20 protein-coding genes are annotated in these 17,807 nt (G+C 55.5%); 7 read left to right on the forward strand and 13 right to left on the reverse strand.

Going from position 1 to position 17,807, the window contains the following annotated elements; genetic code table 11:
• Positions 1-58 precede the first annotated feature (58 nt).
• Positions 59-1,303, forward strand: a complete 1,245-nt coding sequence (gene mtr, locus FE839_RS19385; protein ID WP_138362412.1) for a tryptophan permease — start codon at positions 59-61, stop codon at positions 1,301-1,303.
• Between the two features lie 85 nt (positions 1,304-1,388).
• Here the strand turns inward: mtr and FE839_RS19390 are convergent, their stop codons facing one another.
• The 3 genes from FE839_RS19390 to ubiU all read right to left on the reverse strand — a co-directional run bounded on the left by FE839_RS19390 (position 1,389) and on the right by ubiU (position 4,463).
• Complete coding sequence (locus FE839_RS19390) at positions 1,389-2,396, reverse strand: luciferase-like monooxygenase (protein WP_138362413.1); 1,008 nt, start codon at positions 2,394-2,396, stop codon at positions 1,389-1,391.
• Between the two features lie 184 nt (positions 2,397-2,580).
• On the reverse strand, positions 2,581-3,459 hold the full coding sequence (locus tag FE839_RS19395; protein WP_138362414.1) for a U32 family peptidase: 879 nt from the start codon (positions 3,457-3,459) through the stop codon (positions 2,581-2,583).
• 8 nt (positions 3,460-3,467) lie between these two features.
• Positions 3,468-4,463, reverse strand: a complete 996-nt coding sequence (gene ubiU, locus FE839_RS19400; protein WP_138362415.1) for a ubiquinone anaerobic biosynthesis protein UbiU — start codon at positions 4,461-4,463, stop codon at positions 3,468-3,470.
• A 221-nt stretch (positions 4,464-4,684) separates the two neighbouring features.
• Here ubiU and ubiT point away from each other — a divergent pair, with 221 nt between their 5' ends.
• Both ubiT and FE839_RS19410 read left to right on the forward strand, forming a co-directional pair.
• Complete coding sequence (gene ubiT / locus FE839_RS19405) at positions 4,685-5,209, forward strand: ubiquinone anaerobic biosynthesis accessory factor UbiT (RefSeq protein WP_138362416.1); 525 nt, start codon at positions 4,685-4,687, stop codon at positions 5,207-5,209.
• Positions 5,203-5,706 carry a GNAT family N-acetyltransferase gene (locus FE839_RS19410; RefSeq protein WP_138362417.1) on the forward strand — a complete coding sequence of 168 codons (504 nt, stop codon included), beginning with the start codon at positions 5,203-5,205 and terminating at the stop codon, positions 5,704-5,706. The genes ubiT and FE839_RS19410 overlap by 7 nt, the downstream gene beginning before the upstream one ends.
• Here FE839_RS19410 and FE839_RS19415 read toward each other — a convergent pair.
• Entirely contained in the window at positions 5,693-5,977 is a 285-nt protein-coding gene (locus FE839_RS19415; protein ID WP_138362418.1) for a GIY-YIG nuclease family protein, read from the reverse strand. The genes FE839_RS19410 and FE839_RS19415 overlap by 14 nt on opposite strands.
• 55 nt (positions 5,978-6,032) lie before the next feature.
• On the opposite strand from FE839_RS19415, the gene FE839_RS19420 reads away from it, so the two are divergent.
• A complete protein-coding gene (locus FE839_RS19420) occupies positions 6,033-6,476 on the forward strand; it encodes a YhbP family protein (protein ID WP_138362419.1) in 444 nt (147 codons plus the stop codon).
• On the opposite strand, the gene FE839_RS19425 is transcribed toward FE839_RS19420, so the two are convergent.
• Positions 6,456-6,974 (reverse strand): type 1 glutamine amidotransferase domain-containing protein, encoded by a 519-nt coding sequence (locus FE839_RS19425; protein WP_138362420.1) that lies wholly within the window; start codon positions 6,972-6,974, stop codon positions 6,456-6,458. The genes FE839_RS19420 and FE839_RS19425 overlap by 21 nt on opposite strands.
• A 128-nt stretch (positions 6,975-7,102) precedes the next feature.
• Between FE839_RS19425 and FE839_RS19430 the strand changes: the two genes are divergently transcribed.
• Complete coding sequence (locus tag FE839_RS19430) at positions 7,103-7,750, forward strand: NAD(P)H-binding protein (protein WP_138362421.1); 648 nt, start codon at positions 7,103-7,105, stop codon at positions 7,748-7,750.
• A 72-nt stretch (positions 7,751-7,822) separates the two neighbouring features.
• Positions 7,823-8,863 (forward strand): permease, encoded by a 1,041-nt coding sequence (locus tag FE839_RS19435; RefSeq protein WP_138362422.1) that lies wholly within the window; start codon positions 7,823-7,825, stop codon positions 8,861-8,863.
• Positions 8,864-8,962: 99 nt separating this feature from the next.
• On the opposite strand, the gene dolP is transcribed toward FE839_RS19435, so the two are convergent.
• The 4 genes from dolP to FE839_RS19455 all read right to left on the reverse strand — a co-directional run bounded on the left by dolP (position 8,963) and on the right by FE839_RS19455 (position 12,750).
• The gene (gene dolP, locus FE839_RS19440) at positions 8,963-9,538 is read right to left on the reverse strand and encodes a division/outer membrane stress-associated lipid-binding lipoprotein (RefSeq protein ID WP_138362423.1); all 576 of its coding nucleotides are present in this window, start codon (positions 9,536-9,538) and stop codon (positions 8,963-8,965) included.
• A 9-nt stretch (positions 9,539-9,547) separates the two neighbouring features.
• Positions 9,548-10,138: a DnaA initiator-associating protein DiaA gene (diaA, locus tag FE839_RS19445; RefSeq protein ID WP_138362424.1), complete on the reverse strand. Its 591-nt coding sequence runs from the start codon at positions 10,136-10,138 to the stop codon at positions 9,548-9,550.
• A gap of 189 nt (positions 10,139-10,327) precedes the next feature.
• Positions 10,328-10,714 carry a YraN family protein gene (locus FE839_RS19450; RefSeq protein ID WP_138362425.1) on the reverse strand — a complete coding sequence of 129 codons (387 nt, stop codon included), beginning with the start codon at positions 10,712-10,714 and terminating at the stop codon, positions 10,328-10,330.
• The gene (locus FE839_RS19455) at positions 10,672-12,750 is read right to left on the reverse strand and encodes a penicillin-binding protein activator (RefSeq protein ID WP_138362426.1); all 2,079 of its coding nucleotides are present in this window, start codon (positions 12,748-12,750) and stop codon (positions 10,672-10,674) included. The genes FE839_RS19450 and FE839_RS19455 overlap by 43 nt, the downstream gene beginning before the upstream one ends.
• Positions 12,751-12,813: 63 nt before the next feature.
• On the opposite strand from FE839_RS19455, the gene rsmI reads away from it, so the two are divergent.
• A complete protein-coding gene (gene rsmI, locus FE839_RS19460) occupies positions 12,814-13,677 on the forward strand; it encodes a 16S rRNA (cytidine(1402)-2'-O)-methyltransferase (RefSeq protein WP_138362427.1) in 864 nt (287 codons plus the stop codon).
• Positions 13,678-13,889: 212 nt separating this feature from the next.
• On the opposite strand, the gene kbaY is transcribed toward rsmI, so the two are convergent.
• The 4 genes from kbaY to agaF form a co-directional block, all read right to left on the reverse strand.
• Entirely contained in the window at positions 13,890-14,765 is an 876-nt protein-coding gene (gene kbaY / locus FE839_RS19465; protein ID WP_138362428.1) for a tagatose-bisphosphate aldolase subunit KbaY, read from the reverse strand.
• A gap of 12 nt (positions 14,766-14,777) precedes the next feature.
• Entirely contained in the window at positions 14,778-15,932 is a 1,155-nt protein-coding gene (locus FE839_RS19470; RefSeq protein WP_138362429.1) for an AgaS family sugar isomerase, read from the reverse strand.
• A gap of 300 nt (positions 15,933-16,232) precedes the next feature.
• On the reverse strand, positions 16,233-17,363 hold the full coding sequence (gene nagA, locus FE839_RS19475) for an N-acetylglucosamine-6-phosphate deacetylase (RefSeq protein ID WP_138362430.1): 1,131 nt from the start codon (positions 17,361-17,363) through the stop codon (positions 16,233-16,235).
• On the reverse strand, positions 17,360-17,794 hold the full coding sequence (gene agaF, locus FE839_RS19480) for a PTS galactosamine/N-acetylgalactosamine transporter subunit IIA (RefSeq protein ID WP_138362431.1): 435 nt from the start codon (positions 17,792-17,794) through the stop codon (positions 17,360-17,362). Before agaF ends, nagA begins: the two co-directional genes overlap by 4 nt.
• Positions 17,795-17,807 lie beyond the last annotated feature (13 nt).

A 17,807-nucleotide genomic window follows, 5' to 3' on the forward strand; every position in this document is an offset into this window, starting at 1 on the left:
TGGTACAGTGCGCCGCGTTAATAACGAGAAAAGTCTTTTCGACTGGAGATTTCGGCAAATGGCGACACTTACCACTACGGCAACCCGACCGTCCTTATTTGGCGGCGTAGTGATTATCGGCGGAACAATCATTGGCGCGGGTATGTTTTCGTTGCCGGTGGTGATGTCCGGCGCGTGGTTTTTTTGGTCGCTGGCGGCGCTGGTCTTCACCTGGTTTTGCATGTTGCATTCCGGGTTAATGATCCTTGAAGCGAACCTCAATTACCGGATTGGCGCCAGCTTTGACACTATCACGAAAGATCTGCTTGGCAGGGGCTGGAATCTGATTAATGGCGTGTCTATTGCTTTTGTCCTTTATATTCTTACCTACGCTTATATCTCCGCCAGCGGCTCAATCCTGCACCATACCTTCGGTGAAATGTCGCTGCATGTTCCGGCACGGGCAGCAGGATGTGCTTTTGCGCTGCTGGTGGCATTTATCGTCTGGCTGAGTACGAAAGCGGTTAGTCGTATGACGGCTATTGTGCTCGGGGCGAAGGTGATTACCTTTTTCCTGACCTTTGGCAGCTTGCTGGGGCATGTTCAGCCGACGACCCTGTTTAACGTCGCCGAACACAATGCGTCGTATATGCCGTATCTGTTGATGACGCTACCGTTCTGCCTGGCATCCTTTGGTTACCACGGTAATGTGCCGAGCCTGATGAAATATTACGGCAAGGACCCGCGTACTATCGTTAAATGCCTGATCTATGGCACGCTGCTGGCGCTGGGGTTGTATGGGGTTTGGCTGCTGGTAACGATGGGGAATATCCCGCGGCCAGCGTTTATCGGTATTGCGCAAAAAGGCGGTAATATCGATGTGCTGGTACAGGCGCTGAGCGGCGTCCTGAACAGTCGCAGTCTCGATCTGCTGCTGGTTGTGTTCTCTAACTTTGCGGTTGCCAGTTCGTTCCTCGGCGTGACGCTCGGCCTGTTTGACTATCTGGCGGATCTGTTTGGTTTTGATGATTCAGCGCTGGGGCGCTTCAAAACGGCGCTGCTAACTTTCCTGCCGCCGATGATTGGCGGTTTGCTGTGGCCGAACGGTTTCTTGTATGCCATCGGCTATGCCGGCCTGGCGGCAACTATCTGGGCAGCCATTGTACCGGCGCTGCTGGCTCGGGCATCACGTAAACGCTTCGGCAGCCCAAAATTCCGCGTCTGGGGCGGAAAGCCGATGATTGCGCTGATCCTGGTATTCGGTATCGGCAACGCGCTGGTGCATATTCTGTCGAGCGTGAACTTGTTACCTGTATACCAGTAACTTTTTAGCGCCGGATGGCGGCTACGCCTTATCCGGCCTGAACGATCTCGTAGGCCCGGTAAACGCCACCGGGCAAAACAACGCACTAGCCCGCCAACTCTTCTTTCACCTGCATCGCCAGGTCAAACGAATGCAGCCGCGCCTGATGATCGAAAATCTGCCCGTTGACCATAATCTCATCCGCCTGCGTTTCGCGCAGAATAGACTCCAGCCCGTGACGCACTTTGGCTTTATCGCCGACCAGCGACATGCGCAGCGCCTGCTGGACGCCATATTGTTCAGAGGCGGACCATAGTGAGTCTATATTTTGCACCGGTGGCGGCAGTTGCCCGGCTTCGCCGCGACGCAGTTTGACAAACGCTTGCTGCATCGAGGTAAACAGGAACTCGGCATCCCGGTTGCTGTCGGCGGCGATGATATTAATGCATACCATGGCATATGGCGTTGCCAGCCGTTCTGATGGTTTGAAATGGGTGCGGTAGAGATGCAGGGCCTGGAATAGCATATCCGGCGCGAAATGGGAGGCGAAAGCGAACGGTAACCCAAGCTGCGCCGCCAGTTGGGCGCTGTACAGGCTGGAACCCAGCAACCAGATCGGGATTCTTTCGCCATAGCCGGGAACCGGGCGTACGTGCGGCTCAGGATCGCGCGCGTCAAACCAGTCCACCAGTTCCGCCACATCTCGCGGGAAGTTATCGACGTCGCCGCTCATATGGCGGCGCAGGGCGCGCATAGTGGGCTGATCGCTGCCCGGCGCTCGGCCAAGTCCGAGATCGATTCGTCCAGGATAAAGCGTATTAAGCGTACCGAACTGCTCGGCAATCACCAGTGGAGAATGGTTTGGCAGCATCACGCCGCCGGAACCCAGATGCAGGGTGGTGGTATTGGCGGCAAGATAGCCAATCAGCACCGAGGTTGCGGCGCTGGCGATGCCGACCATATTATGGTGCTCCGCCAGCCAGTAGCGGTGATAGCCCCGCTTTTCGGCCAGCCGCGCCAGATCTAAAGAGTGGGAGAAGGCTTCCTTTGCGGAGGAACCTTGCGGGATCGGTGCCAGATCGAGCACTGAAAATGGAATGGTTTTGTCTGTCATAACGGCTCACTTTGTCGACGGTGAATCATTTAATACTGCATGAAAATATGATTACCGTGGTTAACAAAGTGAGCGGTATAAGGCGGGGCGCAAACACAACTGCCTGATGGCGCCTCGCTTATCCGGCCTACAAATGCATCGTAGATCGGATAAGGTATTTATGCCGCCATCCGGCAGGGTTCAGTTACACCTGTAGTTCCAGACCCGCCAGGCGTTTCCAGTAACCGTTGCAGTCGCTGTGCGCCGCCAGCGGCAATGGCGCGCTGCCGTTTTCATTGGCGCGGAAGGCGTCGAGCATGGTGAATGTCTCCGTACCCAGCGGGGAAAGGCGCACAATGTCGACCAGTCCCTGCATGGAGGTCAGCTCATTCCCGAGGTTATAGACGTAGCCGCTCATGGTCTGAATGCCATTGAGAACGAACACCTGCTGACTTTCCTGCGAGAGCACGTCCCGCCCATTGGGGTATTTGATGCAGCAGGTTTCACACTCGTCTTTTGGCCGATCTTCCGAGCGGGCGGTAAAGCAGCGGGCGGAGTACGCCAGCGGCAGATGGCCGTAGCTCAGCACTTCCACTTCAAACTGATTGCGGATGCCGAGCTCATCGCACTGGTTCAGCAGATTCACCAACCAGTCGCGGGAAAGCTCGACCGGCATGCACCAGCGCACCATGCCTTGTTTAAGCAGCAGACGCAGCGTTACCGCGTTATAGCAGTTAAGCGCATGACCGGCGACAAACGGCAGTTTACGCTCTGCGCACATATTGACGACGCCGAAATCGCTGGCTTCAATCAGAAACTCGCCGTTCTCAACATAGCGCTTCAGCTCGCCCAGTTCCGAAGAAGCCTGTACCAGCGCGAGAGTGGAAAGCACCACCTGTTTGCCGCTGCTGGCCAGCGCTTTCGCCATCTCGATCCAGTCGCCGACTTTGGTGGCGCGGCGTTTGCTGCACACCGCTTCGCCAAGATAAATCGTATCCGCGCTACAGCCCGCCGCCTGCTGGTAAAATGCTTCCAGCGTCTCTTTTGGCCAGTAGTAAAGCACCGGCCCTAAGGAATATTTCATTGCTTTTCTCACTGCCATTTACGGTGATACGCGCCAAGCGTGGTTTGTGTTCCCTCGGACATGGAACCGAGGGTGTCCATCCACGCGGATTGCGGCACGAAGTTGTGCGGGTCGGCTTTGCAGCGATCGATTGCCTGACGCCAGACTTTCGCCACCTGGGTGACGTACGCCGGGCTGCGTTGACGGCCTTCAATTTTCACCGATGCAATGTTTGCCGCCATCAGTTCCGGCAATAGCTCCAGGGTGTTCAGACTGGTAGGCTCTTCCAGCGCGTGATAGCGCTCGCCATTGACCAGATAACGGCCTTTACATAGCGTCGGATAACCGGCGTTTTCCCCTTCCTGATAGCGATCGATCAGCACCTCATTGAGGCGTGACTCCAGCCCCTGCGGCGTTTGCTGCCAGCGAACGAAACGCGCAGGTGAGCAGGCGCCAACGGTATTTGGCGATTCACCGGTCAAATAAGAGGAGAGATAGCAGCGGCCTTCTGCCATGATGCAGAGGCTGCCGAAGGCGAAGACCTCCAGCGGTACCGGCGTGGCGCGCGCCAGTTGTTTGACCTGATGAATCGACAGGACGCGCGGCAGGACCACGCGGGCAACGTCAAAATTGCGCTGATAAAAACGGATCGCCTCTTCATTGGTGGCTGAAGCCTGGACGGAAACATGGCGTTCAATATGCGGATAGCGCTCGGCGGCGTATTCCAGCATCGCGATATCGGCAAGGATCAGCGCATCGGCGCCCAGTTGGGCAGCCATGTCGACCGCCCGCTGCCAGCGGGCATAACCCTCAGGATGAGCAAAGGTATTGATGGCGATATGCAGTTTGCGGTGATGCTGGTGCACATAGCTGACGGCTTCCTGTAGTTTCTTCTCGGTGAAGTTAAGACCGGCGAAGTGACGGGCATTCGTGTCATCTTTTAGCCCGATATAGACAGCATCGGCGCCGTTTTCGATGGCCGCCTTAAGCGCCGGAAGGTTACCGGCTGGGCAGAGCAGCTCCATAATTTTTCCTGAACAACGCGACCTGTCAGGGACGCTGGATAGTTAATGAGTTGGGATTTTAGTTAACCTTCTGGTGACAATTTTTGATTTAAGGCAGTTAAACGCGTATTGACTGGCGCAATACCCCGTATTCGTCGTTGTGATTTTGTTGATTTACGCCGCTATGTCGTTTATTTGATATGGCACAATAGATGAACGATTGCATTCATGGAGTAAAGCTTGTGTTGGATAAACTGCGTTCCCAACTGGTGCATTTTGGCCCGTCAATCATCAGCGTGCCGGTTAAGCTGGCGCCTTTTGCTCTCAAGCGTCAGGTGCTGGAACAAGTATTAAGCTGGCAGTTTCGCCAGGCACTGGCGGAGGGGGAACTGGATTTTCTGGAAGGGCGCTGGTTAAGTATTAATGTGCGTGATATTGGCCTGCTGTGGTATACCTCGGTTGTTGATGGCCGTCTGGTGGTTAGCGCAACGGCCGACGCAGACGTCAGCTTTAGCGCCGATGCCAGCGATCTGTTGATGATTGCGGCGCGTAAACAGGATCCGGACACGCTGTTCTTCCAGCGCCGTCTGATTATTGAGGGTGATACCGAACTGGGACTGTATGTAAAAAACCTGATGGATGCTATTGAGCTGGAGCAGATGCCCAGCGCGCTGCGTATCATGCTTTTGCAACTGGCGGATTTTGTTGAAGCAGGTCTGAAAGGCCCGCAGAAACCTGAACAGACATCGGTAGGTGAGGCATGCTGATTCGAGTAGAAATTGGGATTGATGCGCCGGGAATTGATGCGTTACTGCGTCGAACTTTCAGCAGCGATGCGGAAGCGCAACTGGTGCATGGTCTGCGTGAGGATGGGATGATCACGCTGGGCCTCGTGGCGACGGATGACGAAGGTCAGGTCGTTGGCTATGTTGCCTTTAGTCCGGTCTCCATCGAAGGCGAAGACCTGCAGTGGGTCGGACTGGCCCCGCTGGCGGTGGACGAAAGCTATCGCGGTCAGGGAATCGGGCGTCAGCTGGTTTATGAAGGTCTGGATTCGCTGAATGAGTTTGGCTATGCCGCTGTCGTCACGCTTGGCGATCCGGCTTTCTACGGCCATCTGGGATTTGAACCGGCGTCGCGTTTTGACCTGCGCTGCCGTTGGCCGGATAGCGATAAGACGTTCCAGCTTCATCGCCTGGCCGATGATGCGCTGGAAGGCGTGCATGGCCTGGTCGAGTATAGCGACCACTTTAATCGTTTTTGAGGCTTTCCAGCAGAATTTCAAACGAACCGTCTCCGGCAACGAGGCGCTCTTTCTGGCGCTTCGTGAGTTGCTTAATACGATACTCCAGTCGTAGGGCAAGTGAGCGTTCACCAACTTCATGGCTAAAGGCCAACTGAAGCTCTCCTTTGCCGCGCAGTGCCTTTGCCCCATTCCCCGCCTGATGCTGGCAAAAGCGGCGTGGAACATCGGTGGTAATTCCCGTATAAAGGCGATTATCAGCGGTACGAATCAGATAGAGAAACCAGCACACGGTATAAAGGTCGCTATGTTAAGGTGTGAGCACCATAACATACTGGAGAGTAAAGATGGAGACGCTCGCTGCTATCAGCCGCTGGCTGAGCAAACAGCATGTCGTGACCTGGTGCGTTGCCCGCGATGGTGAGCTGTGGTGCGCTAATGCTTTTTACGTTTATGACCCGGAGGCGGTTGCGTTCTATCTGCTCAGCGATGAAAAAACGCGCCATGGTCAAATGACCGGGGAACGCGCTAAGGTTGCCGGGACGATCAATGGCCAGCCGAAAAGCGTGGCGCTGATCCGTGGCGTACAGTTTAAAGGCGAAATTCGCCGCTTAGCCGGAGAAGAGGAAGCAGCGATGCGCAAACGCTACGTTCGCCGCTTCCCGGTTGCCCGTATGCTCTCGGCATCCGTCTGGGAAATTCGCCCCGACGAGCTTAAGTTCACAGATAACACGCTGGGTTTTGGCAAAAAACTGCACTGGCTGCGTGAATCAGGCGCCGAGCAGGCGTAAGGCTTCGCGGTTGAACGCCGGAAGATCGTCCGGCGTCCTGCTGGTCACCAGTTGCTCGTTGTCGATAACCACTTCCTGGTCATAGAATTCGCCGCCTGCGTTTTTAACATCGACAATAATGGGCTTTACCGCCGTGAGTTTACGTCCGCGGATCGCATCGGCGCTAATTAACAACTGCGGGCCGTGACAGATGGCAAATACCGGTTTACCGCTACTGATAAAGTCGCGAGTAAAAGTGACGAAACGCTCATCTCCCCGCAGAGAATCGGGTGAATAGCCACCCGGAAGCAGTAAGGCGTCGAAGTCGGCAGGATTGACGTCATCAATGGCTTTATCAATAACGATTTCGGCTGTCCCTTTTTTGCCTTTTACCTTTTTCCCCGCCTGTTTTTCAATCGTCACCACGTTGTGTCCGGCCAGACGGTAGGCGTCAGCAGGGGAAGTGAATTCTGAATCTTCAAAGTCGTCGGTAATTAAAACGGCTATCTTCTTACTCATTCTTCCTCCCGTGTTTTGGTATGGAATGAGGCATTACTTTGCTGATGATGGATAATTACCTCGTCGAGTATCAAGTCTGGAACATGATGCCGGAAGCGCAAGGTAGAAAATTCTGTAAAGGAGCGTTGATGAGTCAGGTATTGTTAACAGGCGCCACCGGGTTAGTTGGTGGTCACTTACTTCGAATGCTGATTAATGAGCCGGGAATTAAATCCATTACGGCTCCTACCCGTCGGCCTCTGGCCGATATCTCCGGCGTATTTAATCCGCACGATCCGCAACTGACAGATGCTCTGGCACAGGTGATTGAGCCGGTAGATATCGTGTTTTGCTGTCTGGGAACCACCCGGCGGCAAGCGGGAAGCAAAGAGGCGTTCGTGCACGCCGATTATACGCTGGTCGTCGATACCGCCCTGACGGGAAAAAGACTGGGTGCCCGGCATATGCTGGTAGTGAGTGCGATGGGGGCGGATCCCCGTTCCCCCTTTTTCTATCATCGTGTGAAAGGTGAGATGGAACAGGCGCTTATTGCGCAGCAATGGCCACGTTTGACGATCGCGCGTCCATCTATGCTGACAGGGAAACGGGAGCAACAGCGTATGAGCGAAATACTCTTTGGGCCGTTTTTCCGCCTGCTGCCGGGGCGCTGGAAAGCTATTGATGCGCGGGATGTGGCAAGTGCGTTGCTGGCGGAAGCACTATCACCGATGCATCAGGGAGTACATATTCTCAGCTCGTCGCAGCTACGCGAAAAGGCGGGGCGGCTGGCGGATTAACAATTTCCAAAATTTCCCCGAAGGCGTACTATTCATGTGCTCAATTTAACATGACACTCTCCGGGGAATGCTATGGCTGGTCAGTCTTCATCTCAGGTGGCATCACCATTTCAATGGTGGAAGCCCGCACTCTTTTTTCTCGTGGTTATCATCGGCCTGTGGTTTGTCAAATGGCAGCCTTATTATGGCAAAGCGTTTACCGCCGCTGAGACGCACGGTATCGGCAAATCTATTCTTGCCGATAGTGATACTCATCCTTTGCAGGCAGCATGGGACTATGCGCTGGTCTACTTTCTGGCGGTCTGGAAAGCGGCGGTATTAGGCGTGCTGCTCGGATCGCTCATTCAGGTTTTGATCCCGCGCGACTGGCTGCTGCGTACGCTGGGGGAATCGCGTTTTCGCGGTACGCTGCTTGGTACTATTTTCTCATTGCCAGGCATGATGTGTACCTGCTGCGCCGCGCCGGTGGCGGTGGGGATGCGTAAGCAACAGGTATCGATGGGCGGCGCGCTGGCATTCTGGATGGGGAATCCGTTGCTGAATCCGGCAACCCTGGTATTTATGGGCTTTGTGCTGGGCTGGCAGTTCGCGTTGATTCGTCTGCTTGCCGGGCTGGTAACCGTTCTGCTGGTCGCCACGCTGGTGCAGAAATGGGTGAAGGACGCGGCTGTGCAGTCTACGGCGATCCCTGAATTTACCCCGGAGACGACGGGGGACGGTTTCTTGCGCCGCTGGCTGCGTGTGCTGTGGACGCTGTTCTGGAATACCATCCCGGTTTATATCCTGGCCGTGCTGGTGTTGGGGGCTGCGCGTGTCTGGCTATTCCCGCATGCCGATGGCATCGTGGAGAATACGCTGTTCTGGGTGATTGCTATGGCCATTGCGGGCTGTCTGTTCGTGATTCCGACAGCGGCGGAGATCCCGATTGTTCAGACCATGATGCTGGCGGGGATGGGCATAGGACCGGCGTTGGCGCTGTTGATTACGCTTCCGGCGGTCAGTGTACCGTCACTGGTTATGATGCGAAAAGCGTTTCCAGCGAAAGCGCTGTGGCTGACTGGCGCGCTGGTTGCGCTGTGCGGCGCGGTGGTTGGTGGGCTGGCGTTAATCTGATTACCTCCTGCAAACGGCGCAGTGCGTCTGTTGGGGGCGAGACATTCAGAGGAACTGAATGTCTCGCCTGGCCGACGAAGCGCCGCCGCAGAAAGTTATTTACTTGATATAGGTAAAGGCGGTCGTCACGCGAGACACGCCGCTGACCCGACTGGCGATATCCGCCGCCGCGCGTCCTTCACGTTCAGTTACCAGCCCCATCAGGAACACCTCACCGTTTTCGGTTGTCACCTTCACATTGGATGATTTCACCAAATCGGAAGCCAACAGTTGGGAACGGACCTTCGTGGTAATCCAGGTATCAGAAGAGGCGGTACCTAAGCTGATTGGCTGGCCCTGACGCACTTCGTTATACACCTCCGCCGCTCCCTCTACGCCCAAAGCGATTTGCTTCGCGCGCGCGGAAAGCGCTGACGTTGGGGACTGCCCGGTCAGCAGAACTTTCCCCTGATAAGCGGTAACATTGATACGGGCCTGTTTCTTAATCTGTTCGTCTTTCGACAGGGCGTTGTTGACGCGCAGCTCCAGCGTGCCGTCATCAACCTGGGTTCCCACGGTACGCGGATCTGTCGCGGCTTTTGTGCCGACAGCTGCTGCGCCGACTACCGCTGCGGCGACGCATCCCTGAAGCAGTAGCGCAGACAGCAGAATAGCGAGGGGCGAGAGAGCCTTCATGTGTTCTCCTTAGTCGTCCTGGTGTGGAAAAAGCGTGTTATCGATTAAATCACACAAACAATTGACAGTGAGCATGTGCATCTCCTGAATTCGCGCGCTGCGATGCGAAGGAATGCGGATTTCAACATCCTGCTGGCCTAAAAGGCCCGCCAGTTCACCGCCGTCATAACCGGTTAACGCCACGATAGTCATATCACGGGTGACCGCCGCTTCCACGGCTTTCACGATATCCCGGCTGTTGCCGCGCGTAGAAATTGCCAGCAGCACATCGCCTGCGTGTCCTAATGCGCGCACCTGCTTGGCGTAAATTTCGTCGTGCAGGCGATCGTTGGCAATTGCGGTTAAGACCACATTATCGGTATTTAGTGCAATGGCGGGTAAACCAGGACGCTCGGTTTCAAAACGATTAATCATGCTGGCAGCAAAATGCTGTGCGTTGGCGGCAGAAGTGCCATTACCACAACAGAGGATTTTGTTGCCATTCAACAGCGATTGCACGATCGTCATCGCGGCACGGGAGATGGCGTCAGGGAGCGCTTCTGCTGCTGCAATTTGGGTTTGGATGCTTTCAGTGAAGCAGGCTTTAATTCTGTCGAGCACGGGATCCCTTAATTCATTTATACCCGTCATACTTCAAGTTGCTTGTGCGTTGGCTACGCTCGTTCGCCCGAATCACGTATTTGAGTAAGCTCATCGGGACTTTCTCGCTTGCCGCGTTACCCGGCCAGCGCCAGCGCTGTTCAAAGCACAAGTGCCTTGTCCTGCAACTCGAATTATTTTGGGGATACGCTATTCGCCAAAGGCGTTTTTTAGCCATTGTATGTCGTCTCCGGTGAAGGCTACCACATCGAAACGGCAATCCACAGTCTCAAAACTCCCATTATGTCGGGAAAGCCACCCACGAGCGGCTTTGAGCAGTCTTTGTTGCTTTTGTTGCGTGACGCTGGAGGCGGCATCGCCGTAGTTTGCGCTGCGACGATAGCGCACTTCCACAAATACAGTGACGCTCCCGTCGCGCATGATGAGGTCAATTTCACCGCCATGCTCGTGGACGTTAGCGGCGATAAAACGCAGACTCTGACTCTCCAGCCAGCGGCGAGCCTGGATTTCCCGGGCATTACCGGTCTGCTTACTTAGTTGGCTGCGACAATTTGCCCGCCCTGGTATTTGAGCCATGACAGTTTCCTGTTGATCACGCACTCCGGCGTGGCCGTAAGATCGCCGGTATTACCATGGAGCTCAAAACCTGGAACCTGACGCATTTGCGAGAAATGGTTGGCCAGCGACCAGGCATCGGCGCCCATAGCATACAGCCGCGCCAGCGAATAGTCGTTATGTACGGCGGCCAGCGCCTGCTGTTGCAGCGTCGGATTACTGCCTGCCAGCATCGGGATCTCGCTGTATTGCAGGCCTTCCATCTCCAGACGGAAATCCGGCCCTAAGGTTCCCTGGGCACTACGGGAACTGGCGTACAGCGTCACGCCGTTCTGGCTGCCGTTACGCAGGGCGATCATTGGCTTGATGTATCCGATTTGTTCCGGCGTCGCCAGGATATACGCGGCGTCGACGCTGCCTGTGCTGCTGACAGGCACATCGCCTGGGCCTGGCTGCACGCTATCCTGCGCTGATGGCAGGGTGGAGACCGGGGTACCGCTTAACGAGATACCGCTGTTGACGCTAGCGCGCAGCTCGGCGGTTGAGCCCAGACGCTGTTGCAGCACGGTACCGCCACCTAGCTTGAGCCACTCGTTGGCAAAGGCGTTAACCACGCGATCGCCAAGCGCGCCGCGTGGGACCAGGAGCAGCGGCGTCTGTTTGCCCTGATCGTGAATGTGATGCGCCGCATCGCGGGCTTCATCTTCCGGGGAGAGGGCGAAATAGCAGAGATTGGCGCGGCTTTCGACTTTTTCCGGCTGATTGAGCGCCAGCACGTTCAGCGAGGTATTGCTCTTGATAACCTCTTCGACGTTATTTTTCAATAGCGGCCCCACCACGATCGTTGCGCCGTCCTGCTGCACCTGAGCCAGCAGCTGACTCATGGGCTGGGTTGTGGTGTCGTAAATTTTCAGTTCAGCGGAAGGGTTGGCCGGGGCTGCGGCCAGCGCCTGAGTCTGTGGAACCGCGGCCGACGGGGTGGTGGTTTCCACGTCAGTGCTGGTGGTTTCTGGCGTTGCAGCCTGCACTGTTGTTGGCGCGGTCACTGGCGCGGATGTTTGCGCCGTGGCCGGGGCATTGTTGGTAGCGGTGAGATCGGTGACTTCCGCCTGCGACGGACTTACCACTGCGCTATCAGCCACATTCGTCGCCTGGGCGACCTGGACGGGGACAGCGCTTCCCGCGACGGCAGGCACGCCGTTTTTCGCCGCTTCAAAGCCCTGCTGGATAGTCCGGCCAAAAATCGCCGCCTGACCGTTGAGCGGCAGCAGCAGCGCGATTTTATTGGTCGATGCGGCCTGGTAATTTTCCATATGAACCAGTGCTGTCGGTAGCATTTTCGCGCCCGGGTTCTGCGGGTAACGGATCTGCCAGTCTTTAATACCCGCTTTGAGCATTGTTGGATCGTTACGGTGGTCAAACCATACATGCTGCAGATCCAGCCAGCCCTGCAGAACGTTCTCGTCGGCGTTGATCACCAGCGCGTTGGCCTGCTCCTGAGTCATGGCGGTGAGCGCCTTCCAGGTCTCGTCGATATTTTTCTGTTTTTGTTGGACCTGGCCCAGCAACGGTTGCTGGGCAATCAAAGCCCGCAGCAGATTCAGCGATGGCTTCCCCTGGCTGGCGTCAATTTGCGCCTGCCAGTAGCGCGGTTGCTGATTTTGCTCAAGGCTCGCAGGGGAGAGTTTATTCAGCAGCGCCTGCGCGCCCTGGAAATCGTTCTGCGCCAGCTTCACTTCAACTGCCAGCAGCGATTGTTCGCGGCTTTGGATCGTGTTGAGGCTGGAAGGTAATTGATTGAAGAGGTCTATAGCCTGCGCCTTCTTCCCTTCCTGAAGCAGTGCACGAATGGCGAGTAATTGCCAGTTGGTCTTGCTATCATTCGAGCTTTGCTGCATCTGTTCCAGGTAGTAACTGGAGTCTGCCTGTGTCGTACCCTGCAAATACGCCGTGCTTTGGTCCGGGGTATGGGTGCCGCAGCCGGCAAAGATCAGAGCGGCCAGCAATACGGGCAGACAACGCACGGGTTTAGAACGAAGAAATGTTGACGGTACCATATGTGTCCAGTGATATTTTTTTTGCTCAATGCTCAATATTAATTCGGCAATACGGACGAAACAATGAAACAACACGAATCAGCGGATAATTCTCAGGGGCAACTCTATATTGTGCCCACTCCGATAGGAAATCTGTCTGATATCACGCAACGTGCGCTGGAAGTGTTGCAATCCGTTGATTTAGTTGCAGCGGAAGACACTCGCCATACCGGTATGCTGTTGCAGCATTTTGCGATTAACGCCCGTTTATTTGCGCTTCATGACCATAATGAGCAGCAAAAGGCTGAAACGCTGGTAGCAAAGTTAAAAGAAGGGCAAAACATCGCGCTGGTTTCCGATGCCGGAACGCCGCTGATTAACGATCCCGGTTATCATCTGGTACGTACCTGTCGGGAGGCCAATATTCGCGTGGTGCCGCTGCCGGGCCCCTGCGCGGCCATCGCGGCGTTGAGTGCGGCGGGGCTGCCCTCGGATCGTTTCTGCTACGAAGGTTTTTTGCCCGCAAAGTCAAAAGGGCGCCGCGATACGCTGAAGGCGCTGGAAGAAGAGCCGCGCACAATTATCTTTTATGAGTCAACCCACCGCCTTCTGGAGAGTCTGGAAGATATCTGCACGGTGCTGGGCGAATCCCGCTACGTGGTGCTGGCGCGTGAGCTGACGAAAACCTGGGAATCTATCTACGGCGCACCGATTGGCGAGCTGCTGGCATGGGTAAAAGAGGATGAAAACCGTCGCAAAGGCGAGATGGTGCTGATCGTCGAAGGTTTTAAAGCGCAGGAAGAGGCGTTGCCAGCGGTGGCTTTGCGCACGCTGGTGCTGCTGCAGGCTGAATTACCGCTGAAAAAAGCTGCGGCGCTGGCTGCGGAGATTCATGGCGTGAAGAAAAATGCGCTGTATAAGTATGCGCTGGAGCAGCAGGGGGAGTAAGTATTTCTCGTTGTGATAAGCCATAAAAACGAGGCTTGCGCCGGTAAGCGTACAAACGATGATTAACCAGAATAAGGAAGCGCGCCAGGCCCAGGGATGGGGCGGATTATTGCCAGCGTCTATGCAACCTGAAGGATGCCGGGCGTAATATCCGCCCGGTTATTTGGTCAGAGGGTTCCCCCCTGACCAAAACGACTGAATGCAGACGAGTTTTACGTTAAATCATGGTCCGCGGAAATTTTGTTTGCCGAGCCGCAAACGTTAATTTTGCTACGCACCACTTCTTTCATCGCGTTCATGCCGACGCGCATGTAATAACGCGGATCGTTACCCTGCGGATTTTCGGCAAACCACTTTTTGACCGCATCGGCAAAGGCGATTTTCAGTTCGGTTGCGACGTTGACCTTGCAGACGCCCAGCTCAATGGTGCGGCGAACGTATTGATCAGGAACATCGCTTGCGCCGTGTAATACCAGCGGGATATCAACCATTTTGCGAATTTCCGCCAGACGCTGGAAATCTATTTTCGGTTTCTTGGTGTAAAGGCCATGCGCGGTGCCGATAGCAACGGCCAGGCTATCCACGCCAGTCTGTTCCACAAAGCGTTTTGCCTCCTGCGGGTCGGTCAGAAAAGCGCTTTCCGCATCAACACTCATGTCATCTTCTACCCCGCCCAGACGTCCCAGTTCGGCTTCCACGCTACAGTCCCGAGCGTGGCAAAAATCCACCACCGATTTTACCAGCCTTACGTTCTCTGCAAACGGGAAGTGGCTGCCGTCGATCATGGCGCTACGTACGCCAGCATTCACCTTATGGCGAATATCATCCAGCGATTCATGGTGATCGAGGTGTAGCGCCAGCGGTATACCGAAGCTGGTGGAATACGCGCTGCACAGCGCATAGATCTCTTCCAGCGCGATATGTTTAAAGGTGCCCGGCGTCCCGGCGAGGATCACCGGTGATTGCATTTCGCTGCACACTTCAAGGATCGCCTGGATCGTCTCGGCATTATGGATATTGAAGGCCGGTACCGCGTAACCTTGCGCCTGAGCGTCCTGCAGGAGATATTTCGTGGAAATAATACTCATGATCGGATCCTCTTAAGCCTGCCAGGGATGAATAACAACACCCTGTACCACACGGTTGACTGTGCCGCTGGCGGAGGGGGTATCCGGCGTATTACCAACATCGATCGACTGGGTGAGGGCAAATACCTGGGCATACATCAGGAAGCAGAAAGCCAGTTCCATATCGATGAAATGACGCGCTGGCGGCAGCAGAATATACGGACCGGCCTCGATAACCGCATCGCTTTCAGCGGTAATGGCCACGACGCGCATCGCCTGACGATCGCGCCGCAGTTCCGCCAGTAGATCGAGATCGTACCGGCGAGTGTATGGATGGCTGGAGATATACACCACGATCAGCGTTTCATTATTCACCAGTGATTTCGGGCCGTGGCGGAAACCGGTCGGCGTATCATAAAACGCCGCCAGTTTACCTGCCGTCAGCTCCAGTACCTTCAGCGATGATTCGCGTGCGGCACCCTGCAGCCCGCCGCTACCGAGGTAAACGATCCGTTTCCAGGGATCATTGCCGAACACGCCGTGGCTGAAATCGCCGAGCGAGGTGAGGATCGTTTGGCAGCGATCGGCCACATCGCGGAATGCCCGGCTGTTAATAACCTCCGGCGCGAAGACCGCCAGACAACTGGCCATCATAGTGGTAATGCTGCTGGTCATTGCGAAGCCGCGATCGTGGGTTTCTGCGGGCATCAGCAGTGCGAAAGCGTTGTCGTTCTCAACCGCGTTTTGATACAGACTGCCCGCCTCGTTACAGGTAATCGAAAAGTGGTAGCACTCAGGGACAAACTGGTTTGCCAGTTCAACTGCGGCAACGCTCTCCGGGCTATTCCCGGAACGGGCGAAGGAGACCAGCAGCAGCGGATGCGCCGGGTTCAGATAGTCCATTGGGTTGGTGACCAGATCGGTGGTCGGGACGGCGCTGATGTTTTTTCCGGTATGGCTGGCAAGCCAGGGGGCGATGATCTCGCCAATAAATGCTGAAGTGCCTGCTCCGGTCAGGACGATCCGCAGATCGTTTTTACGCAGCAGTGGCGCGAGAAAGCCGTCGATCGCGGGGCGAATCTTGTCGATATTATTCAGTGAGCGGATCCAACAGGCAGGCTGCTGACGGATCTCTTTTTCGGTCCAGGTTCCGGTCGTCGCGGCAGCAGGGGTGTAGGTTTCTGGCATAACGTGAGTCCTTAATATTGTGAATTCCACATTAGACGCTGGCAAAATGTCGTTATCTTTCGTTTCGTTTCACTTTTTCACATATTAGATTGATTTAAATTTATATGAAAGAAATCGAAAGTTCAATAATGCGAAATGAAATAAAACGAAGTTTGTGATCAATGAAGGGAAAGGTTTTTGTATCATATTGATCTATAAGAATAGATTTTGCGTAAACGAGATTCGGCTTTTCTGAAACGAAAGGAAAAGAAAGGCCTTACGATCGCTGATCGAAGGCCAGTATGAGGTACGATGAAAGGGCTACAGGGGGAGAGCCCGGCCCTGAATCCAGATTTGTTGTAAATGCAGCCCGTCGTCAAGGGCGATGACGCTGGCCCGTTTACCTACTTTTAGTGAACCCAGCTGATGGTCGATCCCCAGCAGACGGGCCGGATGCAGCGAAGCCATATGGATCGCTTCCTCAGGGGCGATCGCCGTGAGTTTAACCATATTGCGCACCGCGGCATCCACGGACAGCGTGCTGCCAGCCAGGCTACCGGAAGCGGTCCGCACGATACCTCCGTACATTTCCACCTTTTCGCCACACAACGTATAGCTCCCGTCAGGCATACCGGCTGCCTGCATCGCATCGGTGATCAGCACCACTCTGTCTTTCGCACAGCAGCAGCATAACTTCATGGCTGCCGGATGAACGTGGTGGCCGTCAGCGATAAGCTCCAGCCACGCACGCGGGTCGGTTAATCCCGCGCCAACCATTCCCGGCTCCCGGTGATGTAAACCGGTCATGCCGTTGTAGCAATGCACCAGCCCGTCCGCGCCTGCGTCAAAGGCGGCGCATGTTTGTTCCCAGGTCGCCGCGCTATGCCCCAGCATTACCCGTATGCCCTGTTGCTTCAGATGTTTAATCGCCTGTAATGCTCCGGGTTTTTCTGGCGCCAGCGCGACCACGCGCAGGGTATTCTGGGAAATCGCTATCAGCTCATTCAGCTCGGCGAGATTCAGTTCCCGGAACAACTCTGGAGGATGGGCGCCTTTGTTTTGCGGGGTGAAGTATGGACCTTCCAGATTACTTCCCAACACCTGCGCGCCCGGACCGCCGCAATGGTAGCGTTTCGCGATGCGCTCCAGCGCACGGTGAATTATTTTCAATGGCGCGGTGACGGTGGTGGGCAGCCAGGCGGCTACCCCTTCACGCGCTTTATGCATCGCCAGTCGATCGAGCGCATCCGGCGCATCGTCCATTACATCGATTCCGGCGCCGCCGTGGACGTGAGTATCGATATAAGCTGGACAAAGCAGCCCGGCGTCGCGTGGGGCACCCGCCGGAATGGGCTCTATTGCGGTGATGAGGCCCTCTTCAATACGCAACTGATGATCGTCCAGCCAGCCCTGCTCGGTGAGCAGACGTCTGGCGCGCAGTATTTGTGTCATATCCCTTCCTCAATGGGACTATCTTCACGACAGCGCCCCATCTCATCAACCAGGCTGGTCAGGCCGCGATGCCCGCACTCCAGCGCCTGTACGCGAAACGCCTCGCTGCTGAGTTCGTCGCGCTCCAGTACCATTTCCAGCAGCAACTGCAGATTAGTGCCGGTAATCACTTCGCGTCCTGGTTTTTGCATTGCCAGCGTCGATGCGACGCGGAACGGCGTGCCGCCGAGCAGGTCGGTCAAAAATACGAGACCTTCCTCGCCGTCCAGTGATGCAACCGCCTGCTCAAGCTGTGAGGTGAGCAGCGCAGTGGTGGAGGTTTCCGGAAAATCGATGGCGATAAACTGCAGCTGTTCGCCGAGGATCTGTTTCATCGCTTTTTCCATCCCGCTGGCAAATCCACCATGCCCCGTCAAAATGATACCCAACATCTCAGACCTCTTT

The organism is Klebsiella indica (assembly GCF_005860775.1).
Classification (GTDB): domain Bacteria; phylum Pseudomonadota; class Gammaproteobacteria; order Enterobacterales; family Enterobacteriaceae; genus Klebsiella; species Klebsiella indica.

Bases quoted from the DNA above. Each gene is read 5' to 3' on its own strand.
- mtr (WP_138362412.1), top strand. From the start codon at position 59: ATGGCGACACTTACCACTACGGCAACCCGACCGTCCTTATTTGGCGGC.
- FE839_RS19390 (WP_138362413.1), bottom strand. From the start codon at position 2,396: ATGACAGACAAAACCATTCCATTTTCAGTGCTCGATCTGGCACCGATC.
- FE839_RS19395 (WP_138362414.1), bottom strand. From the start codon at position 3,459: ATGAAATATTCCTTAGGGCCGGTGCTTTACTACTGGCCAAAAGAGACG.
- ubiU (WP_138362415.1), bottom strand. From the start codon at position 4,463: ATGGAGCTGCTCTGCCCAGCCGGTAACCTTCCGGCGCTTAAGGCGGCC.
- FE839_RS19410 (WP_138362417.1), top strand. From the start codon at position 5,203: ATGCTGATTCGAGTAGAAATTGGGATTGATGCGCCGGGAATTGATGCG.
- FE839_RS19420 (WP_138362419.1), top strand. From the start codon at position 6,033: ATGGAGACGCTCGCTGCTATCAGCCGCTGGCTGAGCAAACAGCATGTC.
- FE839_RS19425 (WP_138362420.1), bottom strand. From the start codon at position 6,974: ATGAGTAAGAAGATAGCCGTTTTAATTACCGACGACTTTGAAGATTCA.
- FE839_RS19430 (WP_138362421.1), top strand. From the start codon at position 7,103: ATGAGTCAGGTATTGTTAACAGGCGCCACCGGGTTAGTTGGTGGTCAC.
- FE839_RS19435 (WP_138362422.1), top strand. From the start codon at position 7,823: ATGGCTGGTCAGTCTTCATCTCAGGTGGCATCACCATTTCAATGGTGG.
- dolP (WP_138362423.1), bottom strand. From the start codon at position 9,538: ATGAAGGCTCTCTCGCCCCTCGCTATTCTGCTGTCTGCGCTACTGCTT.
- FE839_RS19450 (WP_138362425.1), bottom strand. From the start codon at position 10,714: ATGGCTCAAATACCAGGGCGGGCAAATTGTCGCAGCCAACTAAGTAAG.
- FE839_RS19455 (WP_138362426.1), bottom strand. From the start codon at position 12,750: ATGGTACCGTCAACATTTCTTCGTTCTAAACCCGTGCGTTGTCTGCCC.
- rsmI (WP_138362427.1), top strand. From the start codon at position 12,814: ATGAAACAACACGAATCAGCGGATAATTCTCAGGGGCAACTCTATATT.
- kbaY (WP_138362428.1), bottom strand. From the start codon at position 14,765: ATGAGTATTATTTCCACGAAATATCTCCTGCAGGACGCTCAGGCGCAA.
- FE839_RS19470 (WP_138362429.1), bottom strand. From the start codon at position 15,932: ATGCCAGAAACCTACACCCCTGCTGCCGCGACGACCGGAACCTGGACC.
- nagA (WP_138362430.1), bottom strand. From the start codon at position 17,363: ATGACACAAATACTGCGCGCCAGACGTCTGCTCACCGAGCAGGGCTGG.
- agaF (WP_138362431.1), bottom strand. From the start codon at position 17,794: ATGTTGGGTATCATTTTGACGGGGCATGGTGGATTTGCCAGCGGGATG.